The following is a 21,678-nucleotide window of genomic DNA, read 5'->3' as shown; positions in this document are numbered from 1 at the left end:
CCATTGATTCACACATACGCTTGCTCCTTTGCAAATTGATGGCTCCCTGCAACAGCCGAAGACGACATATGCGGGACTGACAGTATTTCAATCAAGCGCGCTATCATCAGATATCTGAGCACTGTAACGGCATCCAATTGCAGGAGCTGGTCTTGGCTCAGCATTGACGAGGAGTTACCCATGGAATCCACAATCCAGGACGTGGCCAAACAAGCGAATGTCTCTGTGTCCACTGTCTCCAGATCGTTCACCCGGCCGGAGCTGGTATCCGAGCGCACGCGTTCCAGGGTCCTGTCAACTGCGCGGAAATTGAACTTTTCGATTTCACGCTCTGCGACCGCGCTCAAATCAGGCCAGTCCTTACGAGTGGCCGTGCTCATCAACGACCACTTGAGCACTTGGTTCAACTCGACCATCATGGAAGGATTTAACGCGGTCTTTTCACGCAATGGATACGACATCTCTATCTGCCAGATCATCAGTGGCCACGCACGAAGAGAATTCTTCGAGGCATTGCCGGTCAAACGCAACGTTGACGCCGTCATAGTCACCTCTTTTGATATTGAGGCTGCCGAGGTCTCTCGCCTCACCAGCATCAACGTCCCGATTCTCAGCCTTAACGTTACTGAGGAGAACGGTTTCATGGCCTCGGTCCGCATCGACGATTTCAATGGCGGCATGCTGTCGGCCAATCATCTGATAGCTCTGGGTCACACCCGTATTGCATATATTCGATCAACTCCTGTTGCTTCACTTCACTTCAGCGTTCGAGCCCGATTGGAGGGATTCCTCAGCGCCTGCAGGGCTGCCAATATCGAGCCAACAGTCCTGGCAGCCCCTGCAACCGGAAACCCCACCAGTGCTGTTCTGGCACAGCTGGAAAGCCTGAAAACCCGTCCCACCGCAATTGCGGGTCAGGAGGATTCATTAGCCATACCGCTGATTTTTCAACTGCAACGGTTCGGCATCGCCGTTCCCTCTGATATGTCCGTCATAGGGTATGACGACAGCAGATTCGCAGAGGACATTGGACTGACCACCATTCGGCAGAAGCCTTACGATATGGCTGTTTCGCTTGCCAAGAAGACCCTGCAGCTTATTGAGGGAAAGAAGCCGGAGAATCCGCATGAGCTGATCCCTCCCACATTGATTCTCCGGTCGTCCACCGCTCCGCTCAAGCGCTGAAATCATCTTTGCAACGATCAGTGCTTGTTGGCCTGATACTCCCTCGCCCAGTTGTCCACGAACGGCCTTCTGGACGCCATCCCAGCCGGCAGTCCCCTGGGCGTATTCGAGCATGGCGCTTCCGAGATCATCCTTCCAACGCTCCGAAGGCGCAACCGTGAAGCTCCAGCCCACACGCTCACGCTTGGAATCGGAGTCTTTCTGCATAGCGGCGACCAGAGGATTATCGGCCTTCACCTTATTGAAAGTCTTGAAGGGGGTGGTGAAACCCATATCCTTGGCTATGGCATTCTTGCCTTGCTCTGAAGTGATCATCCAGTCAAGGAACTTCTCGGTTGCCTTGATGTTCTTAGAATCAGCTTTCTTATTCAAGCACCAGTACTGCGCGGAACCAGTCGCCAATCCCTGCTGGTGCTCATTGGGCAAACCCATGTAGATGGGTATCATACCGACCTTATCGGCATCCATCCCAGCATTTTGCAGATCAGTCCAAGCCCAAGTGCCATTTTGATAGAATGCAGCATCCCCCAAGGCAAATTCAGAGTTCGCATCATCGTTCGTCTTGCTGCTGAGCTGCGTACGCGGAGTGGTCGAATCCGTTAGATACAGGTCAAAGATGTTCTTGAACTGAGGCAGATAGGTGCCTTTGATGCTGGCCGGTTCCTGCGTGATACCGTCGTCTTTGAATTCCCTATCAAGCGCCATGTTGGCAAGGTGAGTGTCATACCGCCAAATGGAGCTCGAGTCGAAACCGGCTGAAGTAAAAGCTCCCTTGATGCCAAGTTCATCCTTATGCTTCTGCATCCCGTCGGCAACAGCCTTGAGCTTGGCAAAAGAGTTAATGTCTTTGACAGATTTGACCGCTGCACCGCTGGTCTTGGTGTACTTGTCCAGGATGTCCTTGTTATAAATCAAGCCATAGCTTTCTATAACGAAAGGCACACCTACGGGCTTGCCGGTTTCCGCAGATTTCAAGGCGAGGGTCTGATCCTTCATCTGCTTATAGATTGCCGTGTCAGTCAGATCAGCCGTGTAATCCTTCCAAGTCTCCATGTCCACCGGCCCAGAGAGCTGAAAGAGCGTAGGGGGTTCAGACTTGGCAAATTCGGATTTCAGTGACTGCTGGTAAGTTCCTGAAGCAGCGGTTTCCACCGTGACCGGGACACCTGTCTGCTTGGTATACTCATCGGCAATCTTCTTCCAGCTGTCCGAAACCTCTGGCTTGGAATTGAGGAAATACACCTTTCCCTGATCGCTTTTGGCGGCAGTTCCGGAAGCCCCGCACCCGGCAACGGCTCCAAGAGTCACAACTGCAGCAACCGCCGCGGTTATGGTCGCCTTGACCGTATTATTCATCTTTGAACCTTTCCTCTAGATCGCGAGGTATCCCGCAATCACTTACGCGGCGGCGCAGATCAAGCAAGGCTTCATCAACCGCCTATACTCATAATCTCCCACTTTTCCGAGCAAATTGCAAACGCTAGCATTTTAGATCGTGACTTAATTATGCTCATTTATCAACCTTAATAATTCATTCCCATTATTATTTAAGGATAAATGTGCTCTCTTGTACAAACGTTTGCATAATATCTAGAAAAACTCTCGAAATCAGTACACTATCTTGACAGGTGACTCCCCCTGCCATCATCGACTGCAGAAACGGCACATCAGAGCGCAGATCCGATGCGACCACGATCCGCGAAACACGCGCATAAGCTTTGACAGGGCCGCTCTTTCCTGGAATCGATACGTAATATCCTCACTCTGAGGCCTAGAAACATTGCCTTCTCAATTACCGGGATACACGCTTCTGTGCACCATTCTCAGTACGCAAAACGAGTCAATGCTTTTTTATAACTGTGCCTGTCGGGCCAGCCAGGCAGAGCCCACAGTCGTCAAGATAGCAGAAAGCCGTGGGCAGATAGACCAAACATTCAGCATTAGGTCCTTTCCCGCGGCTATAGCCTGCCAGGAGTATGGCATAGCAGTATTGCTTATGCTCGTACTGGGAAAGAGCCACGTTAGGGCGCCGACAACAAGTCGCGGGGGCAAGGTTTTGACGACAGTCTGCACGCTCGCGGGTGCAAAGTGACCCCGGTCCCCATCAAGAACCCAAACAGATAGAAGAGATCGCCACCAGAAAAGTCGTGGACCTGACCACTGGCAAGCGCAATTAACCGACTCATGCAAAAAACAGTTTCCAGCCAGGTTGATTCTGGGCAACTGCATGTCTGTCCAAGGCATGGGGCTGAAAGCCTAAGGTCTGGGCTATAATTATGGCCCACAGGGATTACTTCCTGAGCGGGTTTCGAAATCGTCAAACCCACTAAGACAAACTGATATTCAGCTCAATCACACGTTCCACTGCCTGAGCACACGCTTGCCCTGGTAGATGCCAAGAACACCGTAATGCGCCGTATTCATCCGGAACAGCTGGGCCTTATGGGGATCCAAGTCAAGCCACTGCGTCGTCAGGATGCGCAGGATGTGGGCGTGCGCCACCAGGAGCACATGCCGCCCCGAACACACCAGGGGCTCGAGCCATTCGACGATCCCACGCGCACGGGCAGCTACCTGATCCAGACTTTCGCCCTGAGTCACATGTACGGAAACGGGACTGCCCGAAGGCAGATCGACCACCCGGTCGCCACTCAGCTCACCGATGCCCAAAGCATGCGGACCGTCAATCCACAGTTTCCACTCTCGGCCAAGGCTGGCCACCACATCCTGAGGACGGTGCCCCTCGGCCGGACCGTAATCCCACTCCAAGATCTCATCCATCGGCGCCGGATCAGGGAAACCGGCCAGCTCGGCTGTCTGCCGGGCTCGTTGCAGGGGGCTGGAAAAAATGCAGTCAGGGTCAAACCCATTGGGGAAGGCCTTAGCCAGCCTTTGACCCGCCTCTTTGGCCTGTTCACGCCCTTGGTCAGTCAAGGGGATATCAGTGCGCCCCGTATATTGCCCGGTTTCGCTCCAAACTGTCTGACCATGCCGCAACAGCACAGCGTAGCCTTCGCTCTCGGTCGAGGCATCATTGCCCGACGTATTCTTCGCAATGTCCATGGATAGCAGTTTAACCCACGGTCCGGTCACGCCCCAGACCCCCAGGCGTGTGGGATAATGGACCCATGACGGACTCAGGACGGGAACCTGGCGGGATGGCCGACCAAGTGGTCGGCATGCTTCATCAGGTGGATGGCAAGGTGAATGACATGCGCAACTCGATTGAATCGGATCCGGAATCGCTGACAGACAAGCTGATCAAGTTTGCGCTTCCCGGCATCGCTGCATTGCTGGCAGGCAAACTCTTCCAATCCTTCTGGAGCGGACTGGTCCGCAAGCGCAACGGAGGCGTTGACAACCCCGAAGAAGATCAGGAGAGTGCTACTGCCGGTCTTCTCTTCGGCGTTCTGTCGGCAGCCGTCACCGCCCTGGTCTCTGGTCTGTCCGAGCGTGGTTCCCAGGCTCTGATCGACCGTCGTCACCAGCGCTGAAAGCAAGGGACGCTGACTGATAACCAGGCTGGTCCTGATAACGCTGATTGCGTGATTTTGACGACAAGGTCTTGCATTGACAGGCATTGACGGCCAGAATGTCAAAATGACCTTATCAAATTCACAGAAAACCCCGGCCGCGAATCCGGCCGACAACCCCACCATACGGACCTTGCTTGAACGACGCTCCATCCGTGGATTCACCGACGAACCGATCGACGACCAGACCATCGCCCTGCTTGAGCAGGCGGCTCAGCATGCAGCGACCAGCCGGTACTTCCATGAATGGTCGGCCATCAGGGTCACTGACCATGATGAGGCGCTGGCTATCGCAGATATGGCCCATCAGCGCTATGTTGCCGAAGCCCCGTTGCTCTACATCTTCCTGGCCGACCAGCGTCGCAATGCCGATCTGGTCCGACAATTCGCCGATGATCTGGATCCGGATACCACCCTGCTCAACTCCGGGTATGTCTTCCTGCAGTCCCAGAATGATGCGGTTCTGGCCCTGCACGCCATGGAGACCGCAGCCAACGCCCTGGGCCTGGGCGGCGTCATTCTGGGCAGCGTCATCAATGACACGAACAGGTTGATTGATCTGCTGAAGCTGCCCAAACTGGTCTATCCGGTGCTGGGTCTTGCCATCGGCCATCCGGCCCAGGATCCGGATCCCAAGCCCAGGATGCCTCGTCAGGCGCAAATCTTTACCAACACCTATCAGCGGGCCGACGATGATGCAGACATGAAGGATGCCTTGGCTGGCTTCGATCAGACGGTCACCCGCTATTATCGCGACATCCGGCACCTGGACGACCCCCACCGCTCGTTCAGCGCCATGATGGCTGACAAGGTTCGCAATCCCGCCTCCGGCCATGAACCCATGCTGGATTCGATTCGCCGACAGGGCTTCGACCCAGCCTGCTAGGGCAACGAAATCCCTGCTGGCCAGACAACTGTAGGGCTCACCTGATATGTTCACCAGCCTAGTTCACCGGCCTTAGGTGAACAGACAAAGCCCAATCGGCCCCTAACAGCGAGATCAGCGGAATCCGATCTTGCTGTTAGGGGCCGGCAGAGTCAATCAGAATCAACTCGGCAATGACTGCCTCACCTGCGACGAGGCTTGTACCCACGTTTGCGGCTATGCGGTTTCAAAGTTCGCGAGCCCATCCTCGTGCGCTGGTAGGAGCCCGGCTCATGACTGGTCAGATGCCAGCTCCCGCAGTAGTCGCAACGGTAGACCCACAGAAGAACGTTGCGTTCGAGCATGCTGCGGTCGGCGGCCTGCTGGGCCTTGGCCCGATCGTGATACATGATCTTGGACGTAGCAGCGCAACGTCGTGGGGTGAAATAATGCATGACAGCGTACGACTACCTCGAAACCGATCTGACTTTCCTTCTGCGCACTTATACACTCATAGCGCCCAACGCCCGGCCAGACAGGCCCTGCCAGATGACGCAAGCCGATGATGCAAGATCAGACTGGCAGGGTGCAATCGTTCATAACCCGAAGCAGTTAAAGCCGGATGGACGTGAGCGACCCTAGAGCACAGATCAGGGCAGGTCGTGACCGGCGCTCAGGTAGAGGTCGTACCATTCCTGGGCTGTCAGATCCACATCCGCACCAGCGGCCATCTGCGTGATGCGCCCGGGGTTCATAGATCCCAGAAGCACCTGTATGCCGGCGGGATGCCGCAGAATCCAGGCCACAGCAATAGCGCTTTTGGCTACCCCATGCTGCTTGGCCAGTTTGTCCAACTCCGCATTGAGTTCGGGATAGCGGGGATTGTCCAGGAAGACCCCGTCGAAGTATCCGGTCTGGAAGGGGCTCCAGGCCTGAATGGTCATGGACTTCAGCCGCGAATAGGCCAGAAGACCGCCATCATGATCCAGGCTGGGATCGTCGCCCATATTGACGTGGATCTCCTGGTCGACCATGCCGGTGTGCCCCAGGCCGAACTGCAGCTGGTTGACCTCCAGCCGCTGGCTTACCGCGCTCTGCAGCAGCTCCACCTGCATGGGGTTGACGTTGCTGACACCGAAGTGCCGAACCTTTCCACTGGTCTGCAGTTCATTGAAGGCCTCGGCCAGATCGTCCAAGTCGACCAGGGTGTCCGGGCGATGCAGCAGCACGAAGTCGACATGGTCGGTCTGCAGGTTGACCAGCTCCTCATCCAGGGCCTTCAGCAGGTGATCCTTGGAGAAGTCGTAGCGGGTGATCTGGTCGCTGTCCGGGTTGCGGAAGATGCCGAACTTGGTCTGGATGCCCACGCTGTCCCGGTCTACGCTCAGATCCTTCAGAGCCTGCCCCAGAGCCCGGCTGCTGGCCCCGGCATGGTAGCAGTCTGCAGTGTCGAAGAAGTCGACACCCGCATTCATGGCCGTCTCCACAATGGTCCGCGCTTCCTCGCGGCTCTTCTGATCGATCCGCATGACCCCCAGGGCCACACGGGAGGCCCGGAATCCGGACTGTCCTAAGTTCATGTATCGCACAATGTCCTCCTCGCAATTAACGTCTAGGCTCGAGTCTACCCGCTCCAGCCGCCTTCCAGCCTTATGCGGTTACTCAAGCAGGTTGCGACGCAGGGCCTCCACCTGGTCTGGCCCGAACCCTAGGGCCTGATGTGCATAGGTAAAGACGTCCCCATAGGCCTCGATCATGGTCTGTTGGGCATGAGCCAGGTATTCTTTCTTGACGCAGAGCGCAATCTCTAGCGCGTCCAACGAATCCTGGTCGAAGCCCTTGGCGCGGAATTGGTCCAGCAGCTGATTGTTGGCCGCGACCCTCTCTTGGTTGGTCTTCAGATAGTCCGCGAATATCTGGTCGTCGTCCACCTCCAGCAGCCAAAGCACCAGGGCCGCGGCGAACCCGGTCCTGTCCTTGCCGGCAAAGCAGTGGAAGAGAGTAGCCCCCTGGATGTTGCCCACGACGATGCGCAGGAACTTCCCATACCCCTGCTGGGCCGCAGGATTCATGACCAGGTCATGGTAGACATTCAACATGTGGCCGTTGACCTGATCCGCCAAACCCAGCGAGGCGAAATCGTCCAGGCTGGCGCCGCTGGTGCCACTTTGCTCCAGCAGATCGATGTTGGTGAAGGTCACACCATCGATCCTGTCGTCCGGACTTTCCTGTCTCTCAAAGGGCCGGCGGAAATCCACAACCTGTGTCACCTGGTAGCGGTCGACCAACTCCCTCTCCGTATCTTCGTCCAGACCCACCAGCTGCCCTGATCGGATGAACTTATGCTGGCGGACCCGGCGGCTGTGGATGGTCCGCATGCCACCCAGATCCCGAAAATTGGTGATGTTCATTGACGACCTCCTTCGGTTGCGCCCAGTCCCCACGTCAACCCCACCTTCATAAAGGTCACTGGGACGCAATGCGCCAGCGCGCGATCAACAGCATAAAGGCAACAAGCAATGCAACCAAGGTACCATTCCTGTTGCTCTGCAGACACGCCATAGTCTGTAGGCGGACGTTGCTCTTGAGGAATTGGCGGGTTCTGTTACTGGTTTGCAGTCAGGGCCTTGCTGATGGGCGTGCTGCCTCCGATGATGTTGTAGATCCTGCCTATGGTCTGCTCCAGGTCGATGCAGTCGGCCAGGCATTGTGCCACATCGGCGATCGGTATGGGACCGGGCCCGTCTGGCTCGACCTGGATGGTTCCTGTGCCTTCCTGCTCGGTCAGACTGCCTGGCTCGATAATGGTGTAGTCCAGCCCGGAGCTGATCAGGTATTGGTCGGCCATGTTCTTGGTCACGTAATAGTCAGCGAGGGCATCGATGGCAGGTTTGACCTGGGGCTGCTCCCAGCGCAGCCAATCGGCTGCATACATGGCTCCCAGCATGACATACCTCGTGATGCCGACCGCTTTAGCGGCCTGTATGGTCTTCATGGCTCCCAGGGCGTCTATCTGGTTGATGTCCTTGCCACGCGATCCTGCAGTGAAGACGACAGCATCCGCATGCGACTTGCGGAATGCGTCGGTTACTTGGGAAAGCGGGTCATGCAAATCCAGAGTCATTGGTTCCACCTGCTGGCTGGCGGGAATCTTCGAGGCCCCTCGTGCGCAGGCAACCACTTCATGACCGGCTTTTACCAGATCAGCGCAGGTCAATGCACCTACTCTGCCTGTGGCTCCTACAAGAATGATTCTTTTGCCCATGTTTATCCGCTTTCTCCGCATATGTGTTTTTGTGCGCCCGATTCGGCTGCTTTCCATTCTAGATGTCCTGGACCAGAAACAACAGGCGGCAAAACAAGCCAGAGCTTCCGGATCAGTGATTTCGAATATCAAATCGCAGGCCGCTCAAATACAAGTCAGCATGGGTACGAAGCAGCTTTTTCATATTCCGCTTAACCGTGTTCAGTTACTTGGAATGTGGCTTTGCGAGAAGGCATGAATCTTTAAGCCCAGGTCTGTTGCGGATATGAAAAAGGGAGGCATCTCCAAGGATATTGTCCTGGAGATGCCTCCCTTAATCACGTTTAGTGGCGGCGGTGTGCTACTCTCCCACACTCTTCCGGGTGCAGTACCATTGCCGTGCTGGGTCTTAGCTTCCGGGTTCGGAATGGGACCGGGCGTCTCCCCCAGGCCATGACCGCCGCGAATCTTCAATTCTGCCGACCCTGCCGGGTCGGGGTCTCCTGGCGGCTTGGGGACCGGATGGTGGACGCGTGTTCCGATTGTCTGATCGCCTGTGCGTGTTCGTGCATATTGCCGCAGGCATGTGTTTCGCAGCAGGGTTGATGCCGCCGCCCCTCACGGGGGCGGGTGTGGTGTTGTCTTCGACCATTAGTGCCGGTCGGCTCCGCCCCTTGCGGGGTGTCCACGTCCGGTCTATCGACCATGTGTTCTGCATGGGGTCTTCAGAAGCCGCAAGGCTTCATGGAATCCTTATCTTGGAGGGGGCTTCCCGCTTAGATGCTTTCAGCGGTTATCCCATCCGAACGTAGCCAACCGGCCATGCCGCTGGCGCGACAACCGGCATACCAGAGGTTCGTCCACCCAGGTCCTCTCGTACTATGGGCAGGGCTCCTCAAGATTCCAACGAGCGCAGAGGATAGAGACCAAACTGTCTCACGACGTTCTGAACCCAGCTCGCGTGCCGCTTTAATCGGCGAACGGCCGAACCCTTGGGACCTGCTCCAGCCCCAGGATGCGACGAGCCGACATCGAGGTGCCAAACCATCCCGTCGATATGGACTCTTGGGGATGATCAGCCTGTTATCCCCGGGGTACCTTTTATCCGTTGAGCGATGCCGCGTCCGTACGCCGGCACCGGATCACTATCTCCGACTTTCGTCCCTGCTCGACCCGTCGGTCTCGCAGTCAAGCTCCCTTGTGCGATTGCACTCAACACCCGATTGCCAACCGGGCTGAGGGAACCCTTGGGCGCCTCCGTTACTCTTTGGGAGGCAACCGCCCCAGTTAAACTACCCGCCAGGCACTGTCCCTGGCCGGGATGACCGGCCGAGGTTAGAGGCCAGATGAGGACAGAGCGGTATTTCACATTCCGGCTCCACGGATGCTGGCGCACCCGCTTCGAAGCCTCCCGCCTATGCTACACAGTCCGCACCTAACGCCAATACCAAGGTATAGTAAAGGTCCCGGGGTCTTTTCGTCCTTCTGCGCTTAACGAGCATCTTTACTCGTACTGCAATTTCGCCGAGCTCCTGGTCGAGACAGTGGGGAAGTCGTTACGCCATTCGTGCAGGTCGGAACTTACCCGACAAGGAATTTCGCTACCTTAGGATGGTTATAGTTACCACCGCCGTTTACCGGGGCTTGAATTCACCGCTGCCCCCTCCGAAGAGGGATGACGGATCCTCTTAACCTTCCGGCACCGGGCAGGCGTCAGTGCATATACAGCGACTTACGTCTTCGCATGCACCTGTGTTTTTGGTAAACAGTCGCTACCCCCTGGTCTGTGCCGCCCCCACCGGCTCCGCGCGCAAGGCGCCTCACCGGCAGGGGCCTCCCTTATACCGAAGGCACGGGAGTGATTTGCCGAGTTCCTTGACCAGGATTCGCTCGATCGCTTTGGTATACTCTACCTGACCACCAGTGTCGGTTTAGGGTACGGGCGGCGCCACTCCTCACGCCGAAGCTTTTCTCGACGGAACGGCACACCGGATTCGGGGCACAAGGCCCCCCATCATCACACCTCGCGCTCATGCCGGGCGGATTTGCCTGCCCGACGCGCCGCATGCTTGACCACGGATAACCACCACCGCGGCCCGGCTCCCGTTCCGTGTCACTCCCGCGCTACCCGCCACGCATCCACACGCCGGTCCCATGCCATCGGACGGCCCGAAGGCCATCGCCCGACACAGGTAAGGGCACGCTTCCGCGTCTTGGATTGGACGGCTTGACGCCGGTAGGAGAATATCGACTCCTTCATCCATTCGACTACGCCTGTCGGCCTCGCCTTAGGACCCGACTCACCCGGGGACGACGAACGTGGCCCCGGAACCCTTGGTCATCCAGCGGGCGGGATTCTCACCCGCCTCTCGCTACTCATGTCTGCATTCTCACTTCCACACGGTCCACGGCCGGCTCACGCCGCCGCTTCGCCCCATGCGGAACGCTCTCCTACCCAGCACAGCAAACTGCGCTGCCGCGTCTTCGGTGGCGTGCTTGAGCCCCGCTACATTATCGGCGCGGAACCACTAGACCAGTGAGCTGTTACGCACTCTTTCAAGGATGGCTGCTTCTGAGCCAACCTCCTGGCTGTCTATGCGACTCCACATCCTTTCCCACTTAGCACGCGCTTAGGGACCTTAGACGACGATCTGGGCTGTCTCCCTCTCGACGACGGAGCTTATCCCCCGCCGACTCACTGCCGCGATACACCTCTCACGTATTCGGAGTTTGGCTGCTGTCGGTACCCGATACGGGCCCTCAAGCATCCAGTAGCTCTACCCCATGGAGGCACTCACGCGACGCTGCACCGAAATGCATTTCGGAGAGAACCAGCTATCACGGAATTTGATTGGCCTTTCACCCCTAGCCCCAGGTCATCGGCCCGGTTTTCAACCCAGGTCCGTTCGGTCCTCCACGCGGTCTTACCCGCGCTTCAACCTGCCCAGGGCTAGATCATCCCGCTTCGGGTCCAGGACACGCGACTGGAACGCCCTTATCGGACTCGCTTTCGCTACGGCTGCCCCACACGGGTTAGCCTCGCCACGCACCACTGACTCGCAGACTCATTTTTCGATAGGCACGCCGTCACCCCGAAAGGCTCCGACGGATTGTAGGCACACGGTTTCAGAAACTCTTTCACTCCCCTCCCGGGGTGCTTTTCACCTTTCCCTCACGGTACTCGTACGCTATCGGTCAGACAGGAATATTCAGGCTTACCCCACGGTCGGGGCCGATTCACACGGGATTCCACGAGTCCCGCGCTACTTGGGAACAAGAACCGGCAGGCGGCGCGCCTTCGGCTACGGGGCCATCACCCTCTACGGCCGGGAATTCAATCCCGTTCGCCTCACACGCCGCTTTATCACTGCCGCCGGGCCCGTCGGAGCCCGGACGCCAAGTCCCACAACACCCATGCCGCAACCCCCGACGGGTCTCACACGGCACCGGTTTGGCCATCATCCGCTTTCGCTCGCCACTACTCACGGAATATCCTTTCCTGCAGGTACTGAGATGTTTCACTTCCCTGCGTACCCCCCGCACGAATGCGGTGCCGGCCCATAACAGCCGGCGGGTTACCCCATTCGGACACCCTCGGATCAAAGCCCTGTCGGCGGCTCCCCGAGGCCTATCGCGGCCCCACGCGTCCTTCATCGGTCCTGTCTGCCAAGGCATCCACCATGCGCCCTTGCCGACAACACGGCCACAGGCCATGCCACGACAACAACAACTGCGAACTGCCAGACGACAAATCATCACACTAAACGATCACAAAACGATCGACCCGAACCCACCAAACATGGGCTCGGACGAAACAATACAGCAGACAGCCAGCCCGAAAAGCCAGCCATCCGCTCGCGTCCACTATCCAGTTCTCAAGCCACCAGCGCGCCGCCAAGACCCGCCACAGGGCAACACCCCATGCAGGAACCCGACGGGCGGCAGGAACACCACCCAAAACAAGGTGGCGGTCCGGGAACCCAACAGCGCATCCATGCCACAGCCTTCCGACCGTTCCACGCCAGCACGCCCACGCCATCCGACCAACCGGCCGGACCCATGGACACGACCCCACGACCCATAAACAGGCGGGGGATTTCACTCATATCTCCGTAGAAAGGAGGTGATCCAGCCGCACCTTCCGGTACGGCTACCTTGTTACGACTTAGTCCCAATCGCGGACCTCACCTTAGACGGCTCCCCCCCAAACGGGTTGGGCCACCGGCTTCGGGTGCTGCCCACTTTCATGACTTGACGGGCGGTGTGTACAAGGCCCGGGAACGCATTCACCGCGGCGTTGCTGATCCGCGATTACTAGCGACTCCGCCTTCACGGAGCCGGGTTGCAGGCTCCGATCCGAACTGAGACCGGTTTTCAGGGATCCGCTCCATGTCACCATGTCGCATCCCGTTGTACCGGCCATTGTAGCATGCGTGAAGCCCTGGACGTAAGGGGCATGATGATCTGACGTCATCCCCACCTTCCTCCGGGTTAACCCCGGCGGTCCCCCGTGAGTTCCCACCATAACGTGCTGGCAACACGAGGCGAGGGTTGCGCTCGTTGCGGGACTTGACCCAACATCTCACGACACGAGCTGACGACGACCATGCACCACCTGTGAACCGGCCCCGAAGGGAAGCCGCGTCTCCGCGGCCGTCCGGCACATGTCAAGCCCAGGTAAGGTTCTTCGCGTTGCATCGAATTAATCCGCATGCTCCGCCGCTTGTGCGGGCCCCCGTCAATTTCTTTGAGTTTTAGCCTTGCGGCCGTACTCCCCAGGCGGGATGCTTAACGCGTTAGCTCCGACACGGAACCCGTGGAACGGGCCCCACATCCAGCATCCACCGTTTACGGCGTGGACTACCAGGGTATCTAATCCTGTTCGCTCCCCACGCTTTCGCTCCTCAGCGTCAGTGACGGCCCAGAGACCTGCCTTCGCCATCGGTGTTCTTCCCGATATCTACACATTCCACCGTTACACCGGGAATTCCAGTCTCCCCTACCGCACTCCAGTCCGCCCGTACCCGGCGCCGATCCACCGTTAAGCGATGGACTTTCACACCAGACGCGACGAACCGCCTACGAGCTCTTTACGCCCAATAAATCCGGATAACGCTTGCACCCTACGTATTACCGCGGCTGCTGGCACGTAGTTAGCCGGTGCTTATTCGAAAGGTACACTCACTCTCGCTTGCTCCCAATCAAAAGCGGTTTACAACCCGAAGGCCGTCATCCCGCACGCGGCGTCGCTGCATCAGGCTTTCGCCCATTGTGCAATATTCCCCACTGCTGCCTCCCGTAGGAGTCTGGGCCGTATCTCAGTCCCAATGTGGCCGGTCGCCCTCTCAGGCCGGCTACCCGTCGAAGCCTTGGCAGGCCATCACCCCGCCAACAAGCTGATAGGACGCGACCCCATCCCATGCCGGTAAACCCTTTCCCGCACCATCATGCGATGATGCGGAGCATCCGGCATTACCACCCGTTTCCAGGAGCTATTCCGAAGCACGGGGCAGGTTGGTCACGCATTACTCACCCGTTCGCCACTCTCACCGCCAAGCAAGCTTGGCGGATCCCGTTCGACTTGCATGTGTTAAGCACGCCGCCAGCGTTCATCCTGAGCCAGAATCAAACCCTCCACAAAAAACCATGAAGAAGCCGAAACGACTCTCATAATAAATTGACGGGCCAGCTTCCATAAGGAGGAAACCAACCCACGAAAAACCCCGACACCCCTCACAACGCTCCCACGTACCCGACAACAGCCGGGCGGGCATCGGACTGGCAATCAAAAAGCTATAAGTAGCACAAACACGCTCTTGAGTTCTCAAACCACCACCACACCAACAAGCCATCCTACTTCCTCCCGGAAGAAGAACCGCCGTGTTGAGCAGCAAGAGATAAACTTACCACGAGCCGGCCAAAACGCAACTCAGCTCTCCTGCGAAGACCCTAAAAACAAGCAATAACAAGCCTTTAAACGGCGTGTCGCAACACGTCCTTTTAAAACTTCGAGCCTCACCGAGACGGGACTTCAGCGCAGCATCACAGCTCCATACACACACTTTATTCACAAAGTATCGGTCAGATTACAGCTGAATCGGCGTGTCAGCATTGCCCTGTCATAATCCTTCCGAATTTTGTTTATAGGCGGCCATATCCGGTGCGGAGTCCTCTTTCCGTCTCCGATCGTCAGTCATCCACAACTCATAAATGTTCATGTTGATATAGATGCATATTCGCGCACAATGCTGGGCTTCGGACCGTGGATTCTGTTGGCGGATGGTAAGACGGGTGTATGAGCACAACAATTGCAGTACTGACCGGGGCGGGAATCTCGACTTCCGCCGGCATACCGGATTTTCGCGGGCCTGACGGGGTTTGGACCAAGCATCCCGATCAGATGAATGTCTATGACCTGGACCTGTTCATGAGCGACAAGAAGCAGCGGGAGTATTCATGGCGGTGGCAGAAGGAGTCGCCTGTCTGGAAGGCCCAGCCCGGAGTAGCGCACAAGGCACTGGCCAAGCTGGAGCAGGCAGGCATGCTGAACCTGCTGGCTACGCAGAACTTCGATGCCCTTCACGAGAAAGCCGGCAACTCCGAGGACGTCATCGTGAACCTTCACGGGACCATCGGCAGTTCCCATTGCATGAAATGCGGTCAGGCATATCGGACGGCCGACATCATGGCCAAGCTCGATCAGGAACCCGATCCACACTGCCACAAGCCCATGCCCTACCAAGGCAACATGCCTTGCAATGGCATCATCAAGACTGATGTGGTCTATTTCGGTCAGGCCCTGCCCGAGGGAGCCATGGAAAAGAGCATGAGACTGGCCAGCCAGGCTGATCAATTCTGGGTGATCGGCTCCACCTTGGAGGTCTATCCGGCGGCCTCGCTGGTGCCGGTGGCAGCCCAGGCAGGCGTGCCAATCACCATCATGAACATGGGTTCGACCCAGTATGATTCCCTGGCAACCCGGCTCATCCACGAACCCATCGAAGAAGCGCTGCCCAAGCTCGTTGACAAGACCATCGCCGGCCAGAGTTGATTCCCTAACCTTTCCACGCAATTATTGGAACAGGTCTGCGATTTGCAGATTTCTGATGGGCCCTGCAAGAACCTGCAGGGCCCACTATGGCAATCCTTGAGCCGTCTTCCGTCTCACTACAGACAGACTCCGCCTGTACGGTCCCTTGTCAGCGTCGCTTCGGAACCTCGGCGCCCCTATCACGCGGATACTCTGCATCAGGAAGCGTAACCCTGCCTCAGAAGAGGGACGGCGAACCGACTCCGGAAGCTAAAGTCTTCCCGCCCGAGCAAAGCTATGATGCCCTGGACACGCCCCATCAGTACTGACGAGGACTGGGACCAGATACCAATAGGGCCTTTAAAATTCGGATAGGAATAACCGCACTCCCCCGCTCCTCGGCATTCAACTCGCCCCATCCTGTCTCTCAACCTATTTGCAGCACCAACAGAGTCAATCCTTTGTTTCAAAATACCCATAGCCACGCCACAATGATCAGCGGGCACCCCGCTGGCTTCCAGCCATACGTCCCATCGGAACCCTTTCATGCCCGATAGCATACTTTTAGTAGAGCCATAAGCCTGAAACGTCTTATCCCAGCAGAACTCCGACGCTTCCGATATAGAATCTAGCTTTCAGATAGTCACCAAGTAGATCAAACATGTAATGGCCGAGCCCAAACTCGCCTGAAAGGCATGATCACAAGTCCGAATTCATCGTGAAAAGCACCAGCGTCTCTCGCCTGCTGAAGAAACGACCGTTTTATAGACATCTGGCTTGTCCTCCATATCCGAAGAACCAATGTTGCCTATTTGTCGTTTTACTTGTTCTTTAATCTAAGTACGATAATCGTATGGGAAGATAAACTGATTCGAGGGCAGGGAGTGGACATGAAGCTACTAAGCAAGTATGTGCGTGTGTTTAAGCGAATCAACGCTTATACAAGTGATTATATAGATTCGTTTATTAGGGAAATACCGTCATCCCAACCGCACGAACTACGCGGACTCTTCGTGTTTCTTGCGTTAGAGGTCCTGTCTTTCGCCTGCTGTGTTCATATAGGCCTAGTCTTCTTTGGCAAAGCTGATCTAGCCTATTTTGGTCTGTGGTATATAGTTGCAGTTCTGAGTTTGTTATCCGGACCGGTGTATCTTATCCTCAAGGTAAGCAGACGTTCAGCCTCTCTGCGTATGAGGATTACAAGCAAGATGCTAACTTGTTTGCTTCTTCACTTGGTATACGTCTTCTGTATTTCAGTCTCCTTTGTGCAATTCACTTCAGAAATCGATGGAGATAAGCTCGTTCCTACGAACAGGGTGCCGACAATGCCATCCGTTTGTCTCGGGCTTCTTACCCTGGTTGAGCTAACGGCATGGTTTCTCTATTTTCACGACGTTTTTTTCGATCTTGAACGTATGCGGCCGAGCAGATGGTGGATCCGCACCACGCCTTATCCCGTCATAGGCATGATCTTCCTGCTGTTCTTCAATCTGTGGAACGAGGATCACGGCGGAGGGGAAGATTATTCGCTGATCTTCTCTGTGGCTGTTACCGTGCTGGCGGTCGACTATCTGGTGCAGATCATCAACGAACGCATCGTTCCCAGGGAAGGCCCATACAAAGAGACCCATATGGCGGTCTGTAACCGTCCGGTCTGTAACCGTCCGGTCTATCACCGTCGGTTTCCAAAGCGGGCCCATGTAAGGCGGCTGAAGTCGCCGTCGGCCGGCCGGGGGGAGGGTGCATGCTGATCGGCTATGCGAGGGTGAGTACGCTTGAGCAGAACGAGGATCTGCAGACCGACGCGCTGAGGAAGGCGGGTTGCGGGAGGATCTATGTCGATCATTCCTCCGGTGCCAAGGCCAGCCGCCCCCAGCTGGACCGGATGCTGGAGGCGCTGCGCGAGGGCGACACGGTGGTGGTGTGGAAGCTCGACCGTCTCGGGCGCAGCGTGCAGAACCTGGTCGATCTGATGGACCGGTTCCATAAGCAGGGGGTGGGGTTCCGCAGCCTGACCGAGAACATGGACACCAGCACGCCTGGAGGGGTGCTGGTCTTCAACATCTTTTCCGCCCTGGCGCAGTTCGAGCGGGACCTGATCCGGGAACGCACCATGGCCGGCCTGACGGCGGCCAGGGCGCGCGGCAGGAAAGGAGGCCGCCCATACAAGCTCTCCGACAAGGACGTCGCCATGGTGCGCCAGCTGTACGACTCCAGGACCGTGACCGTCAAGGAGATAGCCGCCAGGTTCAACGTCAGCCGAAGCACCATCTACAAGGCGATCGGACGGGCAGGGAAAAACAGCACCAGGCAAACCTCTGAAGGAACAGCCGCGCCGGCTTAAGGCGCCTGCCTGGCCCTGCCTCTGACGGGACGGTGCCGCTTGTCCGGGCCAGACAGCCCTATTTGGCCGAGGAACCCGATGTTCCTCTGACCCAGCCTCGCAGGGCGCTTTTGTCCATTTGGGCCAGAGACTGGTAAACGTCGCCTGCGATCTTCTCCGGGCTGTCTTGGGCGACCCAGGGCATGTACTTGTGTTCGGCTCCCACTTTATCTTTAAATTTTGTGAGCAGTTTGCGTTTACAGTCGGTCTCTTCTCGCTTATCAGGAGGCAATTCCTCAGGCTTCTCGCACACGAAGCACAGCACCTTGATATCAGGGTCTGCCATGGCCAGCTCATATTCCTTTTGCGTATAGCTCTTGTCCTCCTCGTCCGGCCGGTCCTTGTCGTCCTTGGATATGAGGCTGCCGTACTTGCCGCCCAGGATAAGCACGTAGATGTCGGTGTCCTTGAGCCTTTCCTTGATGTATGGGAGCTGTCTTCCGTTGGCGGCCGTGAAGTCTTCCATGCCGATCGCTTTGTATTCCTCCGAGGAGTTCAGCCGCCGCAGCACAGCCGCACGGATGTCTTTCATATCCTCGAAGGTCGAGCCGACGAACACCGTGTAATGCTTCCGCCCAGCCTGCTCCGCTTGTGTTGTGCCCTGCTGGTGCCCCTGCGGATCCTGTCCTTTTTCTGGCGAATTTGCTTGCGATACGTGTAATCGGTAGGTTCCGTTGGACAAGATCAAATGCTGTGGTAGTGACTCCGCTGCATCAGAATGAATTTTTGGTGAATTTATAACATAGCCTGGAGTATGAACACGCTTCACTGCAAACATGGGGCGTCTCGTTAACGGCAGTACATTGAATCTATCCTGAGGTCCAGGTTCCTCCCAATATGAAGGCCTGTATTGTAGAACTTGAATGGCGTGTTGAATCTGCGCCTCCGGAAAGTTATTGCCGTAATCCACCTCATAATCGGCTTCATTCCTTATCGTTTTGTCGAAAGCACTCAGAGCACCTATTGTATCTATTAAGTTTTTAAGAAGAATTTCTAATTTACTTTCGCCGCTTATCGACTTATTAAGAGGCAGGACGCAGCTGGCCAGTTTAATTTGAGCAACGGTCAGAAATTTGGCCAACTCTGGAAAATCGCTTTGCCTAGCCAGGTACCTTCCATAGAGAATTTCATCGAAAAGCTCGGGGTGTTTGTCTGGATCGAATTGTTTAAGTGCATTTATGGTATGGTTTATTTTCTTTTTTGCATAGCTTTCCATAGGAAAATCATAAGACCAAGCTACAAGATTCCTGGCTCAGCTGCTTTCCCTCTCGGATTACACGGGGAGAAAACAAACAATGATTCCATCCAAGGCAACTGCATAAGCGGCATAGGCAAAGATAATTATGGCTTCTCGTAAGTTATTATGAGATTCCAATATATCGACCTGTGCCTTCCACTCGTCAAGGAGGTTTTTTTGGTTTTCCCCCGTGGATTGTGGCTGTGCCTGTGCTGTGGCGTTTACCAGCATGGGGGGTTTTTATGGGGCTGTATAGATCAGCTATGATCACCGCAGCGATCAAAAATACAATGGTCACCAATGAGATAGTGCAGATAACAAGCAATACTTTCGGCGGAGTGCTCTTAAGCTTCTTCCAGGCGGGCTGCGACATGAAGGAGATGAAGCTGGACACTGCGCACAACGCGAGCAGGCGCTGTGCATGATCCATTTGCTTGTCGCGCTGGTCTTTGAGGTCGTCATACCTCTGCTGGAGCTGTCCAAGGGTTAGCCATTGAGTATCGTCTGGGCGAAAAAGAGTCAGTTTTTGATTCTTTAGCTCCTTGAATTTCTTCCGTATCCCCATCATGGATGCCTCCCCACCACGCCGTTATGGACAACAGTATTTACCCGCCTCTGGCCAAAATTCATAAAATATGTACCACATATTCCATATGGTCATACGGCAAGCAGCGGGGCCTGGTGTCCCCGGTCGGCGCCCAGGAGGCGACAGCCTATGCGGATGCGCTCAATTACATGCTGGCGACGCCAGGATGGCATGCGCCCATCGGCAGGGCCGTCTCGGTGGTCTGCTGGTCCGACGACGCCGACTCCAGGTACCCTGACGCCCTCCTGCATCAGGCCGGCATTCGGCAGACCCCGCCGCCCGAAGACGCCGACGGCCCCTACCCGGCCGAGCTGCCCCGCCTGGTGGAGGAGGACATCCGCAGGGCCGGCGATGTGAGCGGCACGGATGCCATGCTCCTGCGCGCCTACTACGCCAGGAGGCCCGACAAGGCCTGCCCCCATGGGATACTCGGGCCGGGCACGCACGAGGACTCCGACTGCCTGGGCTACCGGCTGGGCAGGGTCTACTACATGTACGCGGCGCAGATCCGCCGGCTCAACAGCCCGGGAACGTTCAAACCCCTTCTCAGGCAGACGCTATGCAGCACAGCCGCCCGCCCGTCCCACGGCATCCCCGCGCTCGATCGGCGCCTGCGCACAGGCCCCTCCAAGGCCGACCGGAGATGGTACCTGCATCTGGCACGGGCCGTCACCCCGGTGGGCGACCATTACCCGGACCATCTGGACGCCCCGGCCCGGAGCGCCTTCTACCTGGGCTACAAGGCCCAGGCCCTGGCCACCATCGAGGCCGCCGGCTGGCATACCACTCGTTGATCTGCTCGGCCTGCTCGCGGGTGACCCAGGCCAGGTGCCCCATGGACCGGCCTATGTCGATCAGGTGCTCCTGCCGGCCCCGTTCGATCAGGGCGTGCAGGTAGCGGCCCCTGGGGGAGTCCTCGTCGAGCAGGGTCATCCGCTGGCCCGCCAGCAGCTGGCCGATGATGCTGTCGGCCACCTGCTCGGTCCTGGCCTTGTCCTCCGGAGACACTTCCTCGCTTGCCATGGCCCTTATCGTAAAGACGCATGGGGGCGTACGCCCATGGAAAAAGGCCGGGCGTGACGGCGGGGCTCCCGCCCCGCGCTCCGGCGACCTGGATCAGGTCGATCATAGGATGCTTGCCAAAATACGGCTTGACAGCTTTGGGCGTGTATAAGGCGTGGGCCTGCCGGAGCCAGGTGGAAAAGCAGGGCCGCGGCTGGAAGATCCAAGGAACACCCAGAGGAAAAGAGTGCGGCCTTTGACTGTAGGTCGTCAGTGTGGTGCCATATGGATGGAGGGCGGGGGAGAGAGGAGCTCAAACGCTCAAGATGGCCAGAAGTGGCGGCGGGCATGGTGTAACGCCTGCCAGGAAATCGGCTATGCCGTCCTGCATCGTGCAGGCAAAGAGGAGATTCAGGATCGGAATGGGCTGGATGCCGTGGTGTTCGTCGGGTCCAGGCATCCTGAGGCGCTCGAAGAGGACTGCATCAAGGCCATAACGAGGCCATAATCAAGGAAGCCGGGCCAGGAGATTTCGTCGCCTTCCAGATCATGACCGTCACCGACGTGTGGCGGTGGCTGATCAGGTCGCACAAGCACGACCGATAGACGGCCA

At 57.0% G+C, this 21,678-nt stretch carries 14 protein-coding genes, 3 rRNA genes and 1 pseudogene; 7 read left to right on the top strand and 11 right to left on the bottom strand.

All coding sequences use genetic code 11. The features are described from left to right. The first annotated feature begins 180 nt into the window (after positions 1-180). Positions 181-1,185 (top strand): LacI family DNA-binding transcriptional regulator, encoded by a 1,005-nt coding sequence (locus tag RAM15_RS00635; RefSeq protein WP_306221632.1) that lies wholly within the window; start codon positions 181-183, stop codon positions 1,183-1,185. Positions 1,186-1,202: 17 nt separating this feature from the next. Here RAM15_RS00635 and RAM15_RS00630 read toward each other — a convergent pair. Next, positions 1,203-2,541: pseudogene (locus RAM15_RS00630) on the bottom strand (ABC transporter substrate-binding protein). 996 nt (positions 2,542-3,537) lie between these two features. Next, complete coding sequence (locus RAM15_RS00625; RefSeq protein ID WP_306221631.1) at positions 3,538-4,248, bottom strand: histidine phosphatase family protein; 711 nt, start codon at positions 4,246-4,248, stop codon at positions 3,538-3,540. Positions 4,249-4,313: 65 nt separating this feature from the next. Here RAM15_RS00625 and RAM15_RS00620 point away from each other — a divergent pair, with 65 nt between their 5' ends. Both RAM15_RS00620 and RAM15_RS00615 read left to right on the top strand, forming a co-directional pair. Next, positions 4,314-4,679: a DUF4235 domain-containing protein gene (locus tag RAM15_RS00620; protein ID WP_306221630.1), complete on the top strand. Its 366-nt coding sequence runs from the start codon at positions 4,314-4,316 to the stop codon at positions 4,677-4,679. A gap of 106 nt (positions 4,680-4,785) precedes the next feature. Beyond that, positions 4,786-5,604 carry a nitroreductase family protein gene (locus RAM15_RS00615; RefSeq protein ID WP_306221629.1) on the top strand — a complete coding sequence of 273 codons (819 nt, stop codon included), beginning with the start codon at positions 4,786-4,788 and terminating at the stop codon, positions 5,602-5,604. 182 nt (positions 5,605-5,786) lie between these two features. Here the strand turns inward: RAM15_RS00615 and RAM15_RS00610 are convergent, their stop codons facing one another. From RAM15_RS00610 to RAM15_RS00580, 7 genes are all read right to left on the bottom strand, one after another. Further along, complete coding sequence (locus RAM15_RS00610) at positions 5,787-6,038, bottom strand: hypothetical protein (protein ID WP_306221628.1); 252 nt, start codon at positions 6,036-6,038, stop codon at positions 5,787-5,789. A 195-nt stretch (positions 6,039-6,233) separates the two neighbouring features. Then, positions 6,234-7,172: an aldo/keto reductase gene (locus RAM15_RS00605; protein ID WP_045923846.1), complete on the bottom strand. Its 939-nt coding sequence runs from the start codon at positions 7,170-7,172 to the stop codon at positions 6,234-6,236. Positions 7,173-7,241: 69 nt separating this feature from the next. Then, the gene (locus RAM15_RS00600; RefSeq protein ID WP_306221627.1) at positions 7,242-7,994 is read right to left on the bottom strand and encodes a tyrosine-protein phosphatase; all 753 of its coding nucleotides are present in this window, start codon (positions 7,992-7,994) and stop codon (positions 7,242-7,244) included. A gap of 194 nt (positions 7,995-8,188) precedes the next feature. Beyond that, positions 8,189-8,848, bottom strand: coding sequence for an SDR family oxidoreductase (locus tag RAM15_RS00595; protein ID WP_306221626.1), 660 nt, complete (start codon positions 8,846-8,848; stop codon positions 8,189-8,191). A 327-nt stretch (positions 8,849-9,175) separates the two neighbouring features. Next, a 5S ribosomal RNA gene (rrf, locus tag RAM15_RS00590) occupies positions 9,176-9,292 on the bottom strand. A gap of 167 nt (positions 9,293-9,459) precedes the next feature. Continuing rightward, positions 9,460-12,529, bottom strand: a 23S ribosomal RNA gene (locus RAM15_RS00585). A gap of 414 nt (positions 12,530-12,943) precedes the next feature. Beyond that, a 16S ribosomal RNA gene (locus RAM15_RS00580) occupies positions 12,944-14,468 on the bottom strand. The 16S, 23S and 5S rRNA genes sit together here, the layout of an rRNA operon. A gap of 654 nt (positions 14,469-15,122) precedes the next feature. On the opposite strand from RAM15_RS00580, the gene RAM15_RS00575 reads away from it, so the two are divergent. The 3 genes from RAM15_RS00575 (at position 15,123) to RAM15_RS00565 (ending at position 18,201) form a co-directional block, all read left to right on the top strand. Next, on the top strand, positions 15,123-15,878 hold the full coding sequence (locus tag RAM15_RS00575; protein ID WP_306221625.1) for a Sir2 family NAD-dependent protein deacetylase: 756 nt from the start codon (positions 15,123-15,125) through the stop codon (positions 15,876-15,878). Positions 15,879-17,182: 1,304 nt separating this feature from the next. Further along, a complete protein-coding gene (locus tag RAM15_RS00570) occupies positions 17,183-17,608 on the top strand; it encodes a hypothetical protein (RefSeq protein WP_306221624.1) in 426 nt (141 codons plus the stop codon). Beyond that, positions 17,602-18,201 (top strand): recombinase family protein, encoded by a 600-nt coding sequence (locus tag RAM15_RS00565; RefSeq protein ID WP_306221623.1) that lies wholly within the window; start codon positions 17,602-17,604, stop codon positions 18,199-18,201. Before RAM15_RS00570 ends, RAM15_RS00565 begins: the two co-directional genes overlap by 7 nt. Positions 18,202-18,259: 58 nt before the next feature. Here the strand turns inward: RAM15_RS00565 and RAM15_RS00560 are convergent, their stop codons facing one another. Together RAM15_RS00560 and RAM15_RS00555 are read right to left on the bottom strand one after the other, a co-directional pair. Further along, on the bottom strand, positions 18,260-19,456 hold the full coding sequence (locus RAM15_RS00560) for a DUF4062 domain-containing protein (RefSeq protein WP_306221621.1): 1,197 nt from the start codon (positions 19,454-19,456) through the stop codon (positions 18,260-18,262). Positions 19,457-19,640: 184 nt separating this feature from the next. After that, positions 19,641-20,045: a hypothetical protein gene (locus RAM15_RS00555; protein WP_306221620.1), complete on the bottom strand. Its 405-nt coding sequence runs from the start codon at positions 20,043-20,045 to the stop codon at positions 19,641-19,643. Between the two features lie 113 nt (positions 20,046-20,158). Between RAM15_RS00555 and RAM15_RS00550 the strand changes: the two genes are divergently transcribed. Beyond that, on the top strand, positions 20,159-20,857 hold the full coding sequence (locus RAM15_RS00550) for a hypothetical protein (RefSeq protein ID WP_372338659.1): 699 nt from the start codon (positions 20,159-20,161) through the stop codon (positions 20,855-20,857). Positions 20,858-21,678: the final 821 nt, after the last annotated feature.

The sequence above is a fragment of the Bifidobacterium asteroides genome (assembly GCF_030758775.1).
Classification (GTDB): domain Bacteria; phylum Actinomycetota; class Actinomycetes; order Actinomycetales; family Bifidobacteriaceae; genus Bombiscardovia; species Bombiscardovia kimbladii.
This window is presented reverse-complemented; position numbering and strand designations above follow the sequence as displayed.